Source organism: Pelagibacterium montanilacus (genome assembly GCF_003992665.1).
Taxonomy (GTDB): Bacteria; Pseudomonadota; Alphaproteobacteria; order Rhizobiales; family Devosiaceae; genus Pelagibacterium; species Pelagibacterium montanilacus.
Genome location: NZ_RZMX01000007.1, coordinates 1 through 19,034, shown reverse-complemented (window position 1 = coordinate 19,034; position 19,034 = coordinate 1). Strand labels below are relative to the sequence as shown.

The window sequence follows — 19,034 nt, the reverse complement described above, 5'->3', positions numbered from 1 at the left end:
GCGGTATGCGTGTTCAAGGATGTCGGCCCCCTTGCACTCGCGCTGATCTATCTTGCTCAGCGCTCAATCGATATCTCCGATATGGCGGTACTTATGGCATCGGAAACCAGGTTCGATCCGCTGCCTGCGCCCGCCACCTGGCCCGCCGTTTTTCGACGGAACAGATCCGGACAATCCCGGAATTGGGTCCACATCGGCACTGCCGCATCATTCACCGTCAGGCACCTGGCAACCCCCGATGCGTGGGCGTCTGTCCGAACTGAACAAGAAATCGAGACCGACCTGGAAGACGGGCACGTTGTCCTCCTGATCTATGGGTTGCGAAGTTCGCTTCAAGCTCTGGTGACGAGCATACTGATCGATATCCCTGTCCTCAGAGTAGAATTGCATGATGTTCCTGAACTGAGAGAGCCTTGATCGAGGTCAAGGCGGACAACGTCGCTTAAGGGTTTGATCGAAAATGACAACGGATCATGGGAGCCCAAAAAAGATGATCAAAGACATTTGCGTCCATCTCGACGGCAATGTTGAGGATGAGGCACGCTTGGCGATTGCCGAACAGATTGCCGAGCACTTCGATGCATTTTTGGCGGGCGTCCTCGTCAATCCGCTCCCAGCTATTCGTGCAATGGGAGGATTTGGATACAACGGGTTGGGGCTCGACGAGCTGCAGCACTCGGCACGCGCGCGAGGAGACGAAGCGATGAGACATCTACGGACGCGCTTTGATGCGTTGCCAATGCGGCATGAACTGCGTCGCCACGACGTCGAGGATGCGCGATGTAGCGAAATTTTCGTTCAGGAAGCTCGGCTGTTCGACTTGTTCGTGGGAACTCGGCCTTACGGGCATGAGGACAATCTGGCTGATGTTATCGAAGCAGTGCTCTTTCGCTCCGGTCGGGCCTCCTTGCTGGTCCCACCGGGCGCGATCAAGTCCTTTGATCCCGATACGATCGTTGTAGCGTGGAGCAACACCCGCGAGTCCGCTCGGGCAGTGTCCGAAGCGATGCCGTTCCTTGTCCGGGCAAAAGCCGTTTCAGTATGCATGGTTGGCAACGAGGACAAGGGCGGCATTGAACGCGCCGCTCAGGGCAGCGACATTGCCCGCCACCTCGATCGCCATGGGGTCAAGGTTCAACTCAATCCGGTGCCGCACGGCAAAGGTGTGTCCGACACATTGCTCGAGGAGGCCACACTGGCCGGTGCCGGACTGCTCGTAATGGGTGCCTATGGGCATTCGCGGTTCCGCGAATGGATGCTGGGCGGCGCAACTCGCGGCGTGCTGACACGGGCAACTCTCCCCGTACTCATTGCCCACTGATGCGGTCTCCTACACGGACCAGCTGTGAGCGTGTCGGCACGCCTTATCGAGCGCGGTAGCCCCCACTTCATCCACCCAGATCAACAGTTTTCCGAGACAATTGTCATCTGAGCCGTCGAACCGGTGTTCCGCCCCCGGGTGGAGAATGAGAGACCGGTCGGCCAGTTGCCCGAGCGTCACACGTTTCGATTCTGATCAAAATTCGGGCTGTCCAGGCCCACTGGCCACACAGCATTGGCGACCGGCCCGCCGTTGCGGCTTTTCCGTACGGGTTACCTTGTAAGTATGCATATTTCCCGAGCGATCCGCGATTGAAACATATTCGCCCGTCACGAAACGCTCTTCGCCAAAGCGGTAGCCGTGTTCGTCGTCGCTGACCCGCTCGATGTCGTAGTCGAAGTGCCACTCTCCGTCTTCGGTCTGAACCGCGCCGGGACTGTCGGAGGCTCCAACTCCAAGTAGGATAGAGCCTGATGAGCAAGACAACGAACAAGTTTTCCCCCGAGGTGCGGACCCGGGCGGTTCGGATGGTGCTGGAGCATGGCGGGGAGTATCCGTCGCGCTGGGCGGCAGTGGTTTCGGTTTCCCAGAAGATCGGCTGCTCGGCCCACACCCTGAACGATTGGGTGAAGAAGGCCGAGGTTGATGGTGGACGGCGAGCTGGCGTGCCCAGCGAGGTGGCCGAGAAGCTCAAGGCCCTGGAGCGGGAGAACCGAGAGTTGCGGCAGGCCAACGAGATCCTGCGCAAAGCGTCAGCATATTTTGCCCAGGCGGAGCTCGACCGCCCACTGAAGCGATGAGCGCCTTTATCGACGAGCATCGTGGGCATTATGGGGTCGAGCCGATCTGCAGAGTCCTGCCGGTCGCCCCATCCACCTATCATGAGCATGTCGCTCAACGCCGTGATCCCTCGCGGCTGTCGGCCCGTGCCCAACGCGATGAAGCCCTCAAGCCTGAGGTCATGCGGGTCTTTGCCGAGAACTTCTCGGTCTATGGCGTCAGGAAGGTTTGGCGACAGATGCAGCGGGAAGGGTTCGATGTTGCGCGATGCACGGTGCAAAGGCTGATGCGGGAGCTCGGCCTGCAGGGTGTCATTCGCGGCAAACCGGTTCGCACAACGATCAGCGACAAGGCTGCCCCATGCCCGCTCGACCAGGTGAACCGCCAGTTCCATGCCCCGGCACCCGATCGGCTCTGGCTTTCGGATTTCACTTACGTGGCCACCTGGGCCGGCTTTGTCTACGTGGCCTTCGTCATCGATGCCTGTGGCCGGCGCCTAGGTCTGGCTTTTGAAGGTGAGGTACATGAGCGTCAGATAGAGGACGGGCATTACCCCCAGCACAGGGAAGACATCAAAGCTAGGGTCAGGACACATTGATCCAGAAGATGATTGTTGCTGCGATGCAGATTGCCGAGAAGAATGTGTGGGCGCATCGGTCATATCGAGTGGCGATGCGTCGCCAGTCCTTTAGCTTTGCGAACAGGTTCTCGACCCTGTGACGCTGGCGGTAGATGTTCTTGTCGTAGGCGAAGGGAACCTTGCGGCTGCGGCTTGACGGGATACAGGGCTCAATTTCCTTATCGACCAAGGCCTTCCGGAACCAGGCACTGTCATAGCCGCGGTCGGCGATGAGGTGAGTGGCGGCGGGCAATGCATCGAGCACCATGGCTGCGCCCTTGTGGTCGCTGACCTGACCGGCGCTGAGCCTGAGGATGATCGGCCGCCCAGCCTGATCGCATACGGCATGCAGCTTGGAGTTCAACCCGCCTTTGGTGCGTCCGATATGGCGGGGAACATCCCCTTTTTTAGAAGGCTCGCAGCGGTGCGATGAGCCTTGAGATGGGTCGCGTCGATCATGATCCGCTCCGGTCTGGGGCCGCCCTGGCTGAGCGCGACGAATATCTTGTCGAACACACCCAATCGGCTCCAGCGCATGAAGCGGTTGTAGAGCGTCTTGTGCGGGCCATAAGCCTTGGGCGCGTCCTTCCACTGCAGACCATTGCGGATCACATAAACAATGCCGCTCACCACCCGCCGATCATCGACACGCGGAACACCGTGAGCCGGTGGAAAATGCGGCGATAGCCGCGACATCTGAGCCGGGCTCAGCAAAAACAAATCACCCATCAGACCCTCCAATGGAGAATCTGAATCACAAATCAAACCAAATTAATAGGTCCTGACCCTAGGGGTGCCGCACTGAAGTGCCGATATTCGGTAGCTGACATACAAACCGGCGCCGAGAATTATCGGAAGGCCGATAGACCAGGGCAAGAGTGGGTTGCGGGTCGGTGAGCATGGGAGTTTCCTTTATCATCCATGGACTGCAAGACGATGGATTTTTCGCCGATGAACCGGCCAATCGCATTAGAAGCCATCTTCCATCACGCGAACGATTTTCTGAGAACCCATTGATGATTGGCGTGTGCCGCTCCCGGGGTTGAAGCTTCACCGTGTCACGAACCCCGCTGCGTTGCTTTGACCGCGATCAAGGACAGGGCGGAAGGAACGTCCTAATCGCTAGCCAACAGAACAATTTCGAGATTGATCTTATGGCCTATACGCTCAACCGAACGTTTCCCGACGCCAGCTTTGCCGATATCGAACGCCGCACACGGGCGGCGCTGGCTGGACACGGTTTCGGGATTCTCACCGAAATCGATGTTCAAGCCACTATGAAGGCCAAGATCGATGAAGACTTGGAATCATATCTGATCCTTGGTGCCTGCAACCCGAAAATGGCGTTTGCAGCCCTAGCGATCGAACCCCGCATCGGGGCGATGCTCCCATGCAACGTTGTCGTGCGCCGGCATGGGCACGTGGTTGAAGTCAGCGCCATCGATCCCGCCGTTGCCATGGAACCGGTCGGCAATTCCAGCTTGGCGATGGTGGCCGCCGTGGTCCGTGACATGCTCGTGGCTGCCTTAGCCAAAATTTGAGGCGATTATTGCAAGCTGCGTGGTACACAGAGGGCATGTCCGCGCTGTGCCATTTCCGTAGAGCAGTGCCCAAGGCATGGGCCTGCAGCCACAGTTGCAGCGTGCTGAAGATGCTATTGCATCCTCTGGAAAAACTGGCGTGCCTGGGCATTTGTGGAGCGTATGCCACGCCCGATTGATCTTGCTCGCTGAATGAAACTTGCTGATCGTGTTCTCAAATCACAGTGGCCTAGCAGGCTGTTGAAGAAGTCTACCGAATAGCTTTGAGGACGGCTTCGTCGCCGTTGTGATAGGCGAAGATGATGTCGATGGAGCCGTCTGGCTGCAATTCAGCATCCCCCTCACCACTGACCTCGTTCATTTCGTCTGATCCGGTCCATGTAAAGAAGATCATTGCAGGGCTGTAGCCGATTTCGAGGTTGGCCTGCATGGCTCCAAACGCGATCTCACCGCGGTTGTCCGCGCCGATGGCGATCGTGGCGGGTCCGCAAAGACTGAGGTAACCGCGGTCCCAGATATCGGCCTCGACGATGCGCCAGCGACCGACCAGTTGGCATTCTGCCGGCGCGCTCATGCCGATCCCGCCAGCAGCTTTGGCAGCCGTACCAGATTGTAGGCGGCGGCAGCGAAGGTGAAGGACCAGCCGACGCGGTCAATGCCCCTGAACTTTGTCTTGCGCTGCCCGGCGATGGTCTTGATCCAGCCAAAGGCTTCTTCAATCCGCTTTCTGATGCGCATGCTGACCCCATATCCAGCATGATGGGTGGTCCGTCCGTCGATGCCCGATCGTCGTCTGTTGAGATTTTGCGCGACGTGCGGGGTTACCTGCATCGAGCGCAACTCATTGACGAAGTCAGCAGCGTCATAGCCCTTGTCCGCTCCCAGCGTGATCGGCCTTGGCCGGTCGGCATGAGGCTCTATCATGTGCAGCGCCGCCACGCGCTCGCCGTGCCCATCGGCCGCCGTCAAGCAGGCATCGACCAGCAGGCCATGACGGTTCTCCATGAGCCCATGTCCCATAAAGCAGAGCTTGGCCTCCTTGCCCGGTCCCTTCGTGTAAATCCGGGCCTCCGGGTCGGTGCTTGAGGCATGGGTTGCGTTCGAACGCTTCTGCCCGTGAAAGTCCGCGTCCCGGTTGCGTCCGCCCCCTGAGCTCGGTGGTTCCTCGGGACCGTCTTTGGGTCTGACGCTCTTGATCGAGGCCCAGGCTTCAATCAGCGTGCCGTCCACTGAGAAATGCTCACTCGACAACAGCCTCTTCACGCGAGGCTGGGACAGAACCGCACTCAGGAACTTCGCGGCGATATCGCCTTCAAGCAGGCGGTCCCGGTTTTTCGAAAAGGTAGAATGGTCCCACACCGCATCGTCGATCCCCAGCCCCACGAACCAGCGGAACAGCAGGTCGAACTCCAGCCGCTCCATCAGCTGACGCTCCGAACGGATGGAAAAGAATGCCTGCAGCAGCATTGCCCGCAGGAGCTTCTCAGGCGCAATCGAAGGGCGCCCCATACCTGAATAGAGCGATCCAAACTCACCCTCCAGAGCCGCCAGAGCTTCGTTCACCAAAAGGCGGATCGTGCGCAGCGGGTGGTCAGGCCGCACCCGCGCTTCAAGGTCCACATAGCTGAACAGCGCACCCATTCTCTCGTCTGATCCGCGCAATCCCGCCTCCCAAGCAAACCAACCGGGATAAGTGAATCACGATAAACACGTTCAGGCGAGCGACTTCTTCAACACCCTGCTAGTTGTAGGAACTGATCGCGATTGGGGCGCGATTGAACCAAGCCGACTGCGCGGCCGCTAGATCGGCGTTTTCAAATCGCGATGCCCGTCAGATGTGCTCCCAGCAGCCCAATCGCGTAGGCGAAAAGTGCGGCTCCTGAGCCGATTAGCAACATTTCGATGCCCGCTCGAAGAAAGGAGCGTTTGGTAGCAAACGATCGTGCAGCTCCAACCAGAAAAAGTGTGACGGCTGCCAACACCGTTGCCAATGCAAAGCGCACGTCGTCCAGGCCGGGAAGCAGATAGGCGATCAGCGGGATGCTACCGGCAACAACAAACCCGAGTGATGTCGCTCCCCCCTTTTCTCCCGCCGCTCCGAAATCGAGAGGTACCGGTTTTGAACGCTCCGAGAGGATTGCACTCGCGCCCATGGAGAACCCGTCCGCGACGAGATTGGCCAGCCCTAGAATCACAATGATCTGGTTGGGCAACTGAGCCCCCGACACACTGGCGATCACGGCCAGTGTCGTTATGACGCCGTCATTGGCGCCATAGATGAGTTCGGGCACGAACTTGGACAGCCTGCTACGCATGGCCTTGCTGGAGTTCCCGCTGTTGGCAGGCTCGACGTCCGGCATCATGCCAAGCTCCCTGTGCCGTCTTTCGTGCTCAGTCGACGCCGGTCGGGCAGGGGCGCAGAAAAAGGGCGAGCACCCCGTCAACAGCCCCCGGATTGGCGCGCTTTCAGTGTTCAGTCAGGGGACAACCATTTCAAAGACGTGGCACTGGTTGCAGCTGAGGCGCGGCTCCTGATGCTCGGAGTGGCAATCGGTGCATGTCACCTCCCCCATATGAGAATGATGGGGGTTGGGGATTTGGTCGGCCGTCGTCTCCGCTAGGTCTTCATAGCTACCATGGCACGACAGGCATTGAGCCATCGGTGGGACAGTCGAAAAGGCTAGCTCTGCGCCGTGACACGACGCGCACTCGACACCGAAGCTCTGATGACGCTGGTGGAACTCCGTGGAGTTTGCTGTATGCGCTAGCAGGAGGTCGAGCGGATTTGCGGGAGACGCTGCACCGGTATCGGGCACGGAAAGACCGTCAACGAACAGGGCCATGATGAACAGCAGAGGCAGTATGAGTATCCAGCGCATGATGGGTCTCCAAAGCTGTCGGCTTCAACACCAGAGTGCGGTTCCAATAATCGAAGCTACTCCACTTCATTTGCCCACTCGGTGAGTGTGCTGGCATGCTGGCCAGCTATACGTCCCATCGCAAAACAGTCACCTATCGCCGTCCCACTCAGCGGATAAAGAAATGAGAAGCAGAACGATGAAGCGCTGCCGGCGGCGTAAAGCCGGGCTATTGGGGTGCCTGCGGGGTCAAGAACCCGAGCGGAGCTATCTAGGCGCGGCCCTCCGCCCGTTGCCCAAAGGCCGGGATACGCTTTGAGGGCGTAGTAAGCTGGTCCTTCAAGCGCTTTCAGCCCCAGCGTGCGCCCGAATTCGGCATCATTGCCGGCTTCTGCATCGCCATTGTAGCGCTCGACAGACTGCTCCAGTGAGGCAGCATCCACACCCATCTTGTCGGCGAGTTCAGCCAATGAAGTCGCTTCGAGTACCCAACCCTTCGAGATCTCTTCGGAATTGTCCGCGCTCCAGCCATAGACCGGGTCTCCAATCGGGTTGGGCAGTCCGGCGGGCCCGGCCGTCCTGGCGGCATCGTCGAAAACCATCCAGCAAGGATTGCGGGGGTAGCTACCATCGGCGGCATCAAAATATTCAAGTGATTTTGCGACGGCGTCGTAATTGAGCGACTCGTTTATGAACCTGCGCCCACGCTGATCAACCATGATCATGGTGCGGTTTGCTGCGTTCAGTTGCAGGGAGGACGGATAGGCGACAGGCACGTCATCGAACTTGTGACACACATTTGCAGCGGTGCCCGTTAAACGCGACAATGCCGCTCCAGCCTTGCTGGCGAGCTTGATCGCGTCGCCAGTGTCGCCTGGGTGTCCGGTGGAATAGGCAGGGTAGGTGCGAAGATAGTTCTGCTTGAGCTGCTCGTCATAATCAAAGCCGCCGGTGGTCAGAATAACGCCTTTCGCTGCTTGCACTGCCATGCGCTGTTCGCCCTCACCGACAATGACGCCAACGATCTCGATACTGGTCGACCCATTCTCCTCATCGACTATGCGGGTCACCAATTCTGTGCCGGCGACATTATAGACCACTTCGATGCCGCGTTCGGACACTGCATTGTGCAGGACATTCCAAAGCCCCACGCCTGTGGAGTTGGGGCGCGGCTGCCATGTAACATAATCCGCTGCGCCGGGCACATCGTACCAGCCGCGGAGTGTGGCATAAGGATCGCCGCCAAGCTCGCCGATCCAGTCCGCGTTGTGCTGGGCTTCTTGTGCCCAGGCTGTCAGGCTCTCCCGGTCCAAATCGTAGTGGTGTCCGTCGGCCGCCCGTGCGCAATGCATGAGATAGTCCACCGCTCCGTCTACGGAACGTGGGCTTACGAAGAACCCGCCGGAGTAACGCGTGGACCCGCCACCATTTTCGGTCTTCTCGATCACAAGAACACTGGCACCGGCGTCATACGCCGTGATTGCAGCAGCTGCGCCGGCTCCGCCGTAGCCGACCACCACAATGTCGGCGGATCGATCCCATGCGAGTTCGATGCCACTGGCTGCCGCGGGCGATGCAGTCGCCAATCCGGAAAGCGCCGTGGCCCCGGCTCCCCCTACTGCCACAGCCAAAAAATTGCGTCTGTTGACCCGTTTGTCAGTCACGATGCTCTCCCAAATCTCTGTTCTGCCATAACCGTACCGCGGATCGGCATAATGCAGCGTTGATCTCGATCAAGGCTCGATGCGGTCGGCGGGACCGATGGCGTCATTGAGGTTCGGGCACAAAGTGCGATGCGATAGGGCATTTGAAACTAGTCGAGTCCATAAGGTGCACAGGATCGATCCGATAGACAGGCTTGCCTATTGAGCGGTGTAGCCTCCATCGACAAGATGGTAGCTGCCCGTTATGAAGGAAGCGGCATCGGAGAGCAGGAAGCAGGTCAGAGCGGCGACTTCCTCGTCCTTGCCCAATCGTCCGATGGGATGCATCGCGGCAATGGCGGTGAGCGCATCCTGCTCGAAATTTTTGGACAGTAGTGGCGTGTCGATAAAACCGGGTCCGATGGCGTTGATGCGGATCGCCTGCTTGGCGAACTCGATGGCTGCGGTTTTGGTAAGGCCAACGACGCCGTGTTTCGCCGCGACATAGGCGGGCGCGTTCGCAAACGCGACACTGCCCAGAATCGAAGCCATATTGACTATGGAGCCCCCGCCGCCGGCCTTGGTCATAGCCGCGATCTCATATTTAAGGCAGTAGAAGACGCTGTTGAGATTGACGTGGATTACTGTGCGCCATCCATCGAGCGGGTAATCCGCAGTGTTGGCAGTGTTGGCAGAAGGACCGCCAACGCCGGCATTGTTGACCGCAAGATCGAGCCTGCCAAAGGTCTCAACGGCCATCGACACCATTGCTTGGACCTCCTCAGGCCGCGAGACATCCGTGCGCTGTAATATGGCGTTGCCCCCGTCTGACTCGATCTTGCCAACAAGCTGCTTGAGGCCATCCATATCAAGATCGGCTGCGACGATGTTGGCACCGCGTTCAGCCAGTTGACGGGCGATGGCGGCGCCGATTCCGGAAGCGGCTCCCGTCACGATTGCAGTCTTTCCCTTGAAATCCTTGGTCATATTGGGTTCCTTGCTGGGTGAAATGGGGACGCTGTTGGCCGCTCAATTGTCCGTCGATGTGCAGGTGTTAGGACGCAGTCCGCGGACCGCCCACCGGGTCCGCAAAGCTTGTTGGCGCCGCATGTGAATTTCGCGGCACAACGATCGTTCTGGCGGTTGAGCCGAGACCAAGAGTCACGATCAGAAGGATCAGGAACCAGCCGATAATGGGAAGAACCGCCAGCAGCACGGCAATAATGATCGAGCCGGTCATCACGCCAAGGCGCTTGGCATTGGTGTCAATCGTTAGGAACGCTCGGGCCACTCGCGTGCCGATAAGATAGGCACCCATGACGTAGGCAAGGCCAAGCAACGCGGCAATGAAAAAGAAGATCAGGGGGAGCGCGACAATTCCTATGACCGTAAGTGCCGACAGTGGAACAAGTCCGAGCAACATTGCGAAGGTCAGGGCGCCCCACCCCAAAGAACGGAACGGACGGGTCTCGGCCGTGGTGTGTATTGTCTCCAGCCTTCCTGGGGCGAATGCGATCAGCATGGCGCCGCTCAGGATCAGAAGCAAAAGGACTATTGCCACGCCCCACAATGCGGGCCAGTACCCCCGGGCAACGCTTTCCGCAGTGCGTCCAGCTTCGGCGACGTAATCGGTATCCTCAAGCGCCGAAAAGGTGACGCGACTGGCATCTGCCACGCTTGCTGGCACCTCGATCGGCTCCGGCGCATGGATGTGCAGTGCTCCGGTCACCCGTGCGCCCGGCTCGAAGTTCAGGGCACGTCCATAGAAACTGAAATCGCCACCAATTTCGCTCGATAGCGAGAAAACATCTGCTGCAACGACTGCCGAACCCTGAACCGGTGCTTCTAATTTGACGCTTGCGCCCGAGAGTCTGGCATTGCCGCCGATAGTCGCAGCACGCGCGATGTCGACAGTGTTACCGGTGGCGGAAACGTTGCCTTCCACCGGACCATTTACGTCGACAGCAAAGCCTAAGGCGTAGAGGTTCTGACCAATGTCGTTTTCGCTACTTGCATTGAAGCCAGCCAGATGAGCGCTGCCCGTAACCGGCGCGCTCAACGTTGCGTGGTAGCCAGCCACGAAGGCATCGCCTTCGACCGGTTTACGGACTGTCGTCGTTTGTCCGGCTGCGTAATGGTCGCCGCCGAAAACGAGCTGGCTGTCTTCAGCCAAGGCTGGAAGCGAGAAAGCGACCAAAGGCGGCAGAAGCAGAAATCGGAAGATCATCATCAGATTTACTCCGGGTGCCAGGGGACAGCCGCTTCGACAGGCAATAGGCCCAATCTGTGCCTTCGGCGCGGGATTTATGGAAAGCTATCGTCCCGTGGCAGTGGCAGTCGTTGACTGAGATCAAGCACGCCCCTTGGGCCGATACAGCCCGAGGGCAAGGACGCCGTAGCTGAGAATTGTTGCGCCGAGAAAGCCGGCAAGCCAAATGCCCACGACCAATATTGCGTCGATGGCGCCGCCGACGTCGCCGATCGAGGAGTGCGTGATCCACCAGGTAAACGCCAATGCTGCGAAACCTCCAAGAATGCCCAGGACCAGTGCTGCTTGCAGTCGCCCAACAAGCAATTTCCGGTCGCGCAGCCAGGCGAGCACGAACAAAGTAATGCCGATGGCAGCGAGCAGCAGGACCAACCAGAGCCATGGGCCGAAGAACTCAACAAGTACAGTGAATATGATTGCGGGATCGAACGTGCTCATCTTTTGTTCCTCAAGCTTGGCCGCGGAGCATGGCGAGATATGTGGGCCTGAGCGCTGTTTCCTTGATCATCCAGGAACTCCAGAGCTCCTCGAGCGGAGGAATGAGCCCCGGGAAGGAGGGCACAAGGTTATTGTTGTAGTCGAACTCGACCAGCATGGCGCGGCCGATCCGAGTGATCAGCGGGCAAGAGGTGTATCCGTTATAGGCACTGTCGGACTCGGTGCCGGCGAGATCAGCGATGATATGGTCGACGGCGACCGGCACCTGCCATTTGACGCTGGCCGCAGTCTTGCCTTTCTGGACGCCGGCAATATCGCCCACCGCAAAGATATTATTGTACCGGACGTGGCGGAGAGTGACGGGATCGACTTCCACCCATCCATCGGCCGCGAGAGGCCCGGACTGCCATGCCAGCGCGCTCTGTCTCACTGCTTGCGGCGCCCGCATGGGTGGGATGACGTTGATAAAATCATAGCCTATCTGCTCGCTGCCCTCAGGCGTGCGAAAGGTGGCGATCCGTCTGCCCGGATCGATGGCTGTCATCACGTGATTGTATCGGGTGTCGATCCCCCGATCTTCAAACAGCATACGCACCTTTTCTGAGACAATCGGCACTCCGAAAAGGCTGGCGTTGTGTGCGGTGTAAACAAGCTCGGCTTTGCCGCGATTGCCGCGGCGAGATAGAGTGTCTTCTGTGATGAAGGCATACTTGAGCGGTGCACCGGCGCATTTCATCTCCGTTTCGGGTCGTCCGAAGAGCCCGACACCGCCCACATCGGCGAAGTCCGACATGGACCGATAGGTCGCAGCGGCCTCTTGGGGACCGGCATAGACACTGCCGATGCCCTCGGTGCCGATAAGTTCTCGCGACATGCCTTCGATGGCTTCGTAGTCGAGCGTCAGGCCAGTTGCGACAATCAGGTAGTCATATTCGAGCCGTTGGCCGGTGCTGGTCGTTACCGCATTGGCATCGGGATCAAACTCCGCAACGGAAGATTCGATGATTTGCGCGTTTCTGGGCACATACTCATGTGTGCCGGAAATGGCATAGGAAGGCTGCTTCAGTCCGGCTGCAACAAGCGTAAATCCGGGCTGGTAGTAGTGGGCGCGCCGCGCGTCGATCAATGTGATCGTTGCACCCTGCAGGCGCTGGCTGAGCCGATTGGCGATCGCAAGGCCCGCCGCACCCGCACCCGCTATGATGATGCGAGCGCGCGTTGCCACGGGCTGGGCCGTGGCACCTGGAGTGCCGAGGGCCGCAAGGGCACCCAAGCCAATGGCCATCTTCAAAACGGTGCGACGGTCAGGAAGGGAAACGTCAGGCAGCTGCATCGGATGCCTGGCTCGTTTGGTCAGTGCTTCGGGTCGGGTCCGCAGCGGTCGTGTCTGGCGCAGTTGCGCGGCGTAGCGACTCGGCAAAGGCGTCGACCTTGATCCCGACTTTGTCGTTGGCAAGGTCTATAGCCTTGAACAGTTCCGCTGCAACAGGCGGTTGTGCGCACAGAGCGCATGCCTCGCTGAGTGCTTTTTCTCCTGGGAAACGAGCCGAACTTCCTTCACAGGTCAGGAAGATCGCCTGCTTAAGGCCGAGGAGTGGCTTTTGCTTCAAGATTGCCCGCAAAGGTGAGGCGGGTCTTGCCCCCCAGACCGGGCCAGCCATTACCACCAGGTCATAGTGCCCATCGAACTCCTTGGGCAATATGATCTTCGGTGTGGCATACGAAAAGATGCTCCACGCTTGCCTCAGGCCACCAAAAGGCGACCCATCAAATGCCGGGCAGGTGTATCGAAGGGCCATGGTCCCCATGGACGTGGCCAGAAGCTCGGCCACCCGCTTGGTGTTGCCAGACTGGGAATAGTAGAGAACGATGCTGCGCAAAATGCCCCCCCCCCCGATGTGAGCTCAGGCTAGCCCTGCGGTGAGGCGCCAGCCTTGATCTCGATCAAGGCCCCGCTTGCGGCCCGGCTGGCCGAAACGCGGTTTGGACGGTGAATTGATCGTGATCAAAGCGCCCTTGCGATGATACCTGCACAGCGAAGAAGGGACCGCGATTGACGGCAGCCTCGTGTCACAGCTGGAGTTGAACATGCATCCCATCCTCAAATTCTTGGGCGCTGCACAAGGCGTTACCGGCTCCTGCTTTCTGGTGCAGACAGAGCGGTCCAAGGTGCTGATCGATTGCGGTATGTTCCAGGGATCGCGGTCCGAACGCGAACTCAATTCCAGAGCATTTCCATTTGCGCCCGATGAGATCGCAGCAGTCATCCTGACTCACGCTCACATTGACCACAGCGGCTTGCTTCCCAGGCTGGTGCGAGAAGGGTTCAGAGGACCGATCTATGCCACGGCACCAACGGTCGATCTTTGCTCTGTTATGCTGCCAGACGCAGCTTACATTCAGGAACAGGAGGCACAGCGTCGCAGCAAGAGGCGTAGGTGGCGCCGACGCGAATCGGTCGAGCCGATCTACGTTGCGCAGGATGCTCTCGATTCCCTTGAACTCTTCAAATCCGCCGAATACGAAACATGGACTGACGTTGCGGAAGGGTTGCGGTTTCGCTTTTGGAACGCTGGCCATCTGCTTGGCTCGACGTCCATCGAATTGGAAGCGCAAGACCCTCACCAGGTAACACGCATCCTTTTCTCAGGAGATATCGGTCCCGATAGCAAGCTGCTGCAATCTGACCCCGAGGCTCCGGCCGGCTTTGACTATATCGTGTGCGAAAGTACCTACGGCGCCACTGAAAGGACCGGTTCCTCCCTGAAAGCGCGACGCGAAAATTTACAATGCGAGGTCGAGGCCGCAATAACTAGGGGCGGCGCGCTGCTGATCCCTTCATTTGCTGTCGAGCGGACACAGGAAGTTCTCGTTGACTTGGTTTGGCTCATCACCCAAGGGCAGGTCCAGCCTTTCCCAATCATCATTGACTCGCCACTGGCGACGAAAGCGACCGAGGTGTTCAGAAAACATGCCAAGGAACTGGAGAATGGCGGCGCGCTGCTCGATGCGCTGGACTCGCCCTTCGTCACGGTCACTGAAACCGTCGAGCAGAGCAAGGACCTCGACAACCGAACAGGCTTTCATGCCGTCATCTCTGCAAGCGGTATGTGCGACGCCGGTCGCATCAGGCACCGGCTCAAGAATTGGTTGTGGCAACCTCATGCTACGGTTTTGATGGTCGGGTTCCAGGCGGCGGGCAGTTTGGGCCGCGTGCTGCTCGAAGGTGCGAAGGCGGTTAGAATTCACGGAGAGGAAATCACCGTCGCTGCCACCATCCGCTACCTCGATATCTATTCCGGGCATGCAGATGCACCGGAATTGGCGGCCTGGGTATCGGAACGCCTGCCGGTCCGGGGCGGGTTATTCCTGGTGCACGGGGAGCCTCCGGCGCTTATCTCCCTGCGAGAACGCCTGGCATCGTTGATCCCGCTCGAAAAGATTGTGGCGCCCCTGCTGGACCAGTCGTTCGAATTAGCTCCTGGCGGCGCCGTTGTTCGTGAAGCCGGTTCACGCAGGACCGCAGCGCGGGATACCATAGGAAGGCCAGACAGCAGCAACGAACATGCTGAGTTGTTGCTCGACATCAGCGACGCCCTGGAAGCCGTTGCCGATGAGAGAGGCCGCGCCGCCATCATTCGCAAGCTGAAAAGCGCATTGAGAGACAGCGAACTCTCGTGGTAGGGCGCATCGCCATCCGAACAACCAGTCGGTGGATGCTATGCCTTTCCCCCAAGCATAGTTACAGTGGTCGGAAGCTCGGAAATATGTCGCCCTGAAGCAGGCAACAAGCCCCTGAACTCTTGCGTCCAAGAGCTGACCGTGAATAGCAAAATGCGCACTCACTGGAGTGACCGCAATCATTATAGAAGAAAGGAGCGCGTCCTTGTAGTTGGCGCCAGAGACAAGAGCACATGAGCTGGTCATTTTCCATCGGAACCCTTTCGGGCACGCAGGTTCGCATCCATGTCACCTTTCTTCTACTGCTGGCATGGATCGGTATTGCGGCCGGGCTTTCCGGTGGGCTGGAAGCGGCAATAGACGGTATCGTGCTGATAATCGCCGTGTTCGCTTGCGTTCTCGCTCATGAGTTCGGCCATGTCTTCATGGCGCGCCGCTTCGGCATCCGAACCCCGGACATCACGCTGTTGCCGATCGGCGGTCTCGCGCGACTCGAAACCATGCCTGAAGTTCCCCGGCAGGAGATCGCTGTCGCGCTGGCCGGACCGGCGGTAAATATGGTCATCGTTCTGGTGCTTGTGTTGCTGCTCGGCGCACAGATCGATCCCAATACCTTGATGACCCTGGATGATCCGAGGGCGGACTTCGTGCTCCGGCTGGCCAGCATCAACCTGTTCCTGGCTCTCTTTAATCTTCTGCCAGCCTTTCCCATGGATGGCGGACGGGTGCTGCGCGCCCTGCTGGCCATGCGTTATCCCCGTGCACGGGCGACACGCTATGCGGCGCAAGCCGGGCAGATTTCTGCCTTTGCGTTCGGATTGCTGGGTTTGTTGGCAGGCAGCCCCATCCTCGTATTCGTTGCCGTTTTCGTCTATCTGGCTGCGACTGCCGAAAGCGGCGAAGTCGCGATGATAGAAGCCGCAAAGGCGCTGGCTGCGCGCGACGCCGCCATCACCATTTTTGAAAGTTTGTCAACGTCCTCAACGCTTGCCGACGCTGCCGATGCCATCATCCGGACCACACAGGAAGAATTCCCCGTGCTCGACGTGCAAGATCGTATCGCCGGATTCGTGACCCGCTCCGCTTTGTTCAAATCGCTTCAAAACACCGACCGCAATGTATCCGTGCGCGCCATCATGCATGACGACATCCCCCTCGTCAGTGCCAGCACCAGCCTGCATCTGGCGCTCGATGCCATGCGAAAGAAGAATGCACCAGCGGTCGGCATCGTCACGCGCGACGGTGAACTTAAAGGCTATGTCACCGCCGAAAACATCGGTGAGTTGTTGGTCGTCAGGGGAGACAGGGAGGGCTGACCTGAGTCTTTGCGGCCAGTTGGCACGACCTCCAGCTTGGGGTATTTTCAGAACTGGTGTTCCGAACCGGAAAGGCTTCAGGGTTGCTCTGGCAAAATGGGTGTCGAAAAGGTGGGAACAAGTGAACTGGACGCCCTCATGAAGTGCCAATGCAACTGAACACCTCTCGTTGCGATTGCTCATGACCCCTGACTTTTGGTTTGTACTGGCGTTGCTCGGTGCGGCGATCGTGGTGTTCATGGCCGGACGTCCGCGTATGGATGCGGTTGGACTGCTGCCATTGTCATCTTGCCCATCAGCGGGATTGTGAGCGTCGAGGAGGCTCTTGCCGGGGGGGCCGGCCACGTTGTTGTCGCCCGTCACGCACGATCCGCAAAAAAGGTGACTGGCCCAGACAAAGGCCACTGGTGCTAACCGAGCAGCCATCGAAATGCGCGTTTCAGTTCTGCGGTCCCGTCCGTTTCAAACCAGAGACCATGTGCGATGATGACCCGCTCGGGGTCCCAGGAGATCATCTGCTCAACTGCCGCCTTGAGCTCTGCGCGTTGGTTCTTGAACGTCAGCCGCATGTCACGCGGCATCTGGCCATCAGGTGCAGCTACCGCGCCCAACCTCGTCAGCACCCGCTCCCAGCGGTTGAGACGTTCGGGCTCGAAGTTTTCGATCAAGTCGGTGAGCAAAAGGGTCCTGCTGGAGGAATGGAAGAACTCCACCTCAGTCATGAAACCGCCAGTGATCGGCAACGTTTCGATGGCCCCATCCCAAGGGTAGCCGGATCTCTTGACCAGAGGCAAATGGTCGAAATCGATCCTGTCACCAGCCCGCTCCTCGATGCCGCTTGCCAGATATACACCGGCTGTAGGATAGGCTTCTTGCCATTGCGGGACCCACCAGTAGTGAATCTTGTTGGGGCCGATAATCCATTTGGGATCGCCGATCGCCGCAATCTCGGCCCGCAAGGACGGCTCGAGTGGCGTAGGGGAGTAAATGAACAGGTCGCCCCCGCCAACGTGGATGATGGTCATCCGCGTCGGGAAATGCAGCCTGGCCAGGAATGTGCCAAATTCGATCAATGGGCCGTCGACAACCCATATATCCTTGCAAACCAGCTTGAGCGTGTTGAGCGGGCGATAGGTCCTCGTTAGCATTACAGTTGCATTTTCGATTTGAGTTGTGCGCGTTGAGCGGCGGCCTGATGTGCTCGTCGCCAGAGCGACCATGCGATAATGGATGATGGATCAATGTGCGCGCGAGCAAGGCGGGTAGCGATGCGCCGGATTTCCTGAATCGACCATCGGATCAACTGTCGATCTTGCGCCTTGCGGGCCGCATCGTTTTTGGGGGCGGCACGGCGTTGGCGCGATGGCGGATAACCGCCACCATCGCGAAGGCGAGCATGACGAGCGATACATGGCGATGCCAGCCATGCCAGGATCGGGTCTCATTGTGGTCGAGGCCAAACTCGTTCTTGGCGGTTTCGAAACTGTCTTCTATCGCCCAACGGTGCCCCTCCACGGTGACCAATTTCTCCAGGGTCGTCCCAGCCGGACACCAGGTGGAGAAAAAAGCGAGGTCACCATCGGCGATGTTGCGGCGGATCATCAGCCCGCGGGTCCAGGTGCCGGCAAAGTCCGCGTCGAAATCATCGGCGTCAAGATCGGCGAGTTCGAGATAGGCCCAATCATGCAGTCTCGCGCCTTTGCTTCCCTCGCCTGCCGACAGCCGTCTCCAGGCCTCCTCCGGCAAGGCTTCGGCGATATCCTTTGCCGTTCCAGCCACGGCCAGCGACTTGTCCCATGAGCGGAAGGAATGGGTGGCGTTCACGCCCAGCACATAGCCCTTGCCTGCTCGTTTGAGGGCCATTTCGATGTCACCCACGCCATAGACGCTGTCGGCCGCCACCCAGGAGAACGGCACATTGCCAGCGATGGCGTGCTCGATCATGGTGAGCGCCAAGGCGGGTTTGGTGGCAAAGCGGACGTGTTCGGGCACATGCGCTGCCGCCAGACGATCCCGGTCATCCGTCCAGACTTTCGGCAGATAGAGCGCCCGGTCGATGAAGGCATGGCCGTGCCGGGAGACGTAAGAGGCGAACACGCCGATCTGGCAATTGGTGATCTTGCCTGCCGAACCTGTATATTGCCGACCGACCCCGCAGGACGCTTTGCCCTGCTTGAGAAAGCCGGTCTCATCAAGCACGAGGACGGCATCAGGATCCGCAAGCGTTTCGAGCGTGTAATCGCGTACGATGTCACGCAACCGATCCGCATCCCAGCGCCCCCGGCCCAGAATTGCCTGTTGCCGCCATGGACCAGGATCGCCTACCGCTTCCGCGCGCATCCAGCCCGTCTTGCGTCTTTCGTCCCCCAGCAGGCCATCCAAAAACTGCCCCGCTGAAGCTGCCACACGCTCCTGGGTGAACAACGGGCGCAGCCGTGCCTTCACTTCCCGTAACGAAGACGCCCAAAGTTCAAGCGTTGTCTCGACCGATGCACCTGTCATCCATGACCTCCGAATCATGGAAACTCATGGATTCAGATGTCAACCGAAAATGCAACTGTAATGCTA

At 58.9% G+C, this 19,034-nt stretch carries 18 protein-coding genes, 1 pseudogene and 1 other annotated feature; of the genes and pseudogenes, 6 read left to right on the top strand and 13 right to left on the bottom strand.

The genetic code is table 11. The features are described from left to right. The first annotated feature begins 9 nt into the window (after window positions 1-9). The 3 genes and pseudogenes from EO136_RS02020 to EO136_RS02010 all read left to right on the top strand — a co-directional run. Window positions 10-417, top strand: a complete 408-nt coding sequence (locus EO136_RS02020; protein WP_127142802.1) for a hypothetical protein — start codon at window positions 10-12, stop codon at window positions 415-417. A gap of 73 nt (window positions 418-490) precedes the next feature. Then, window positions 491-1,321, top strand: a complete 831-nt coding sequence (locus tag EO136_RS02015; protein ID WP_164730398.1) for a universal stress protein — start codon at window positions 491-493, stop codon at window positions 1,319-1,321. Window positions 1,322-1,794: 473 nt separating this feature from the next. Beyond that, window positions 1,795-2,600, top strand: a pseudogene (locus EO136_RS02010) (IS3 family transposase); the annotation flags it as partial. After that, window positions 2,076-2,192 (top strand) — a sequence feature (AL1L pseudoknot). It overlaps the preceding pseudogene by 117 nt. Window positions 2,601-2,685: 85 nt before the next feature. On the opposite strand, the gene EO136_RS02005 reads toward EO136_RS02010, so the two are convergent. After that, window positions 2,686-3,449, bottom strand: a protein-coding gene (locus tag EO136_RS02005) for an IS5 family transposase (RefSeq protein ID WP_127142800.1) whose coding sequence is annotated in 2 segments (ribosomal slippage) — window positions 2,686-3,116 and window positions 3,116-3,449 — 765 coding nt in all. Because the reading frame shifts where the segments join, the coding sequence is not laid out codon by codon here. A gap of 425 nt (window positions 3,450-3,874) precedes the next feature. On the opposite strand from EO136_RS02005, the gene EO136_RS02000 reads away from it, so the two are divergent. Continuing rightward, window positions 3,875-4,261 (top strand): DUF302 domain-containing protein, encoded by a 387-nt coding sequence (locus EO136_RS02000; protein WP_127142799.1) that lies wholly within the window; start codon window positions 3,875-3,877, stop codon window positions 4,259-4,261. A gap of 250 nt (window positions 4,262-4,511) precedes the next feature. Here the strand turns inward: EO136_RS02000 and EO136_RS01995 are convergent, their stop codons facing one another. The 10 genes from EO136_RS01995 to EO136_RS01950 all read right to left on the bottom strand — a co-directional run bounded on the left by EO136_RS01995 (window position 4,512) and on the right by EO136_RS01950 (window position 13,349). Continuing rightward, the gene (locus tag EO136_RS01995; RefSeq protein ID WP_127142798.1) at window positions 4,512-4,835 is read right to left on the bottom strand and encodes a hypothetical protein; all 324 of its coding nucleotides are present in this window, start codon (window positions 4,833-4,835) and stop codon (window positions 4,512-4,514) included. Further along, a complete protein-coding gene (locus tag EO136_RS01990) occupies window positions 4,832-5,923 on the bottom strand; it encodes an IS5 family transposase (protein ID WP_127142797.1) in 1,092 nt (363 codons plus the stop codon). The genes EO136_RS01995 and EO136_RS01990 overlap by 4 nt, the downstream gene beginning before the upstream one ends. A 152-nt stretch (window positions 5,924-6,075) precedes the next feature. After that, window positions 6,076-6,624 (bottom strand): VIT1/CCC1 transporter family protein, encoded by a 549-nt coding sequence (locus tag EO136_RS01985; protein WP_206513251.1) that lies wholly within the window; start codon window positions 6,622-6,624, stop codon window positions 6,076-6,078. Window positions 6,625-6,738: 114 nt separating this feature from the next. After that, a complete protein-coding gene (locus tag EO136_RS19065; RefSeq protein ID WP_127142822.1) occupies window positions 6,739-7,104 on the bottom strand; it encodes a cytochrome c3 family protein in 366 nt (121 codons plus the stop codon). 92 nt (window positions 7,105-7,196) lie between these two features. Beyond that, a complete protein-coding gene (locus EO136_RS01975; protein ID WP_164730397.1) occupies window positions 7,197-8,783 on the bottom strand; it encodes an FAD-dependent oxidoreductase in 1,587 nt (528 codons plus the stop codon). Between the two features lie 198 nt (window positions 8,784-8,981). Continuing rightward, window positions 8,982-9,749, bottom strand: a complete 768-nt coding sequence (locus tag EO136_RS01970; protein ID WP_127142795.1) for an SDR family NAD(P)-dependent oxidoreductase — start codon at window positions 9,747-9,749, stop codon at window positions 8,982-8,984. Between the two features lie 67 nt (window positions 9,750-9,816). Next, window positions 9,817-10,992, bottom strand: a complete 1,176-nt coding sequence (locus EO136_RS01965) for a DUF8173 domain-containing protein (protein WP_127142794.1) — start codon at window positions 10,990-10,992, stop codon at window positions 9,817-9,819. 120 nt (window positions 10,993-11,112) lie between these two features. Continuing rightward, on the bottom strand, window positions 11,113-11,469 hold the full coding sequence (locus EO136_RS01960) for a DUF5368 family protein (RefSeq protein ID WP_127142793.1): 357 nt from the start codon (window positions 11,467-11,469) through the stop codon (window positions 11,113-11,115). A gap of 10 nt (window positions 11,470-11,479) precedes the next feature. Next, window positions 11,480-12,889 carry an NAD(P)/FAD-dependent oxidoreductase gene (locus tag EO136_RS01955; RefSeq protein WP_342773393.1) on the bottom strand — a complete coding sequence of 470 codons (1,410 nt, stop codon included), beginning with the start codon at window positions 12,887-12,889 and terminating at the stop codon, window positions 11,480-11,482. After that, window positions 12,789-13,349 carry a flavodoxin family protein gene (locus tag EO136_RS01950; RefSeq protein ID WP_127142792.1) on the bottom strand — a complete coding sequence of 187 codons (561 nt, stop codon included), beginning with the start codon at window positions 13,347-13,349 and terminating at the stop codon, window positions 12,789-12,791. The genes EO136_RS01955 and EO136_RS01950 overlap by 101 nt, the downstream gene beginning before the upstream one ends. Before the next feature lie 208 nt (window positions 13,350-13,557). Here EO136_RS01950 and EO136_RS01945 point away from each other — a divergent pair, with 208 nt between their 5' ends. Both EO136_RS01945 and EO136_RS01940 read left to right on the top strand, forming a co-directional pair. Next, a complete protein-coding gene (locus EO136_RS01945) occupies window positions 13,558-15,153 on the top strand; it encodes an MBL fold metallo-hydrolase (RefSeq protein ID WP_127142791.1) in 1,596 nt (531 codons plus the stop codon). A gap of 230 nt (window positions 15,154-15,383) precedes the next feature. Next, the gene (locus EO136_RS01940; protein ID WP_127142790.1) at window positions 15,384-16,466 is read left to right on the top strand and encodes a site-2 protease family protein; all 1,083 of its coding nucleotides are present in this window, start codon (window positions 15,384-15,386) and stop codon (window positions 16,464-16,466) included. Between the two features lie 410 nt (window positions 16,467-16,876). Here the strand turns inward: EO136_RS01940 and EO136_RS01935 are convergent, their stop codons facing one another. Continuing rightward, window positions 16,877-17,686, bottom strand: coding sequence for a DUF4336 domain-containing protein (locus tag EO136_RS01935; RefSeq protein ID WP_342773392.1), 810 nt, complete (start codon window positions 17,684-17,686; stop codon window positions 16,877-16,879). Window positions 17,687-17,765: 79 nt separating this feature from the next. Beyond that, window positions 17,766-18,986 carry an IS701 family transposase gene (locus tag EO136_RS01930; protein ID WP_127142641.1) on the bottom strand — a complete coding sequence of 407 codons (1,221 nt, stop codon included), beginning with the start codon at window positions 18,984-18,986 and terminating at the stop codon, window positions 17,766-17,768. Window positions 18,987-19,034: the final 48 nt, after the last annotated feature.

Coding starts and splice junctions, on each gene's coding strand:
- EO136_RS02015 (WP_164730398.1), top strand. CDS start 491: ATGATCAAAGACATTTGCGTCCATCTCGACGGCAATGTTGAGGATGAG.
- EO136_RS02000 (WP_127142799.1), top strand. CDS start 3,875: ATGGCCTATACGCTCAACCGAACGTTTCCCGACGCCAGCTTTGCCGAT.
- EO136_RS01995 (WP_127142798.1), bottom strand. CDS start 4,835: ATGAGCGCGCCGGCAGAATGCCAACTGGTCGGTCGCTGGCGCATCGTC.
- EO136_RS01985 (WP_206513251.1), bottom strand. CDS start 6,624: ATGATGCCGGACGTCGAGCCTGCCAACAGCGGGAACTCCAGCAAGGCC.
- EO136_RS19065 (WP_127142822.1), bottom strand. CDS start 7,104: ATGGCCCTGTTCGTTGACGGTCTTTCCGTGCCCGATACCGGTGCAGCG.
- EO136_RS01970 (WP_127142795.1), bottom strand. CDS start 9,749: ATGACCAAGGATTTCAAGGGAAAGACTGCAATCGTGACGGGAGCCGCT.
- EO136_RS01965 (WP_127142794.1), bottom strand. CDS start 10,992: ATGATGATCTTCCGATTTCTGCTTCTGCCGCCTTTGGTCGCTTTCTCG.
- EO136_RS01960 (WP_127142793.1), bottom strand. CDS start 11,469: ATGAGCACGTTCGATCCCGCAATCATATTCACTGTACTTGTTGAGTTC.
- EO136_RS01945 (WP_127142791.1), top strand. CDS start 13,558: ATGCATCCCATCCTCAAATTCTTGGGCGCTGCACAAGGCGTTACCGGC.
- EO136_RS01940 (WP_127142790.1), top strand. CDS start 15,384: ATGAGCTGGTCATTTTCCATCGGAACCCTTTCGGGCACGCAGGTTCGC.
- EO136_RS01935 (WP_342773392.1), bottom strand. CDS start 17,686: ATGGTCGCTCTGGCGACGAGCACATCAGGCCGCCGCTCAACGCGCACA.
- EO136_RS01930 (WP_127142641.1), bottom strand. CDS start 18,986: ATGATTCGGAGGTCATGGATGACAGGTGCATCGGTCGAGACAACGCTT.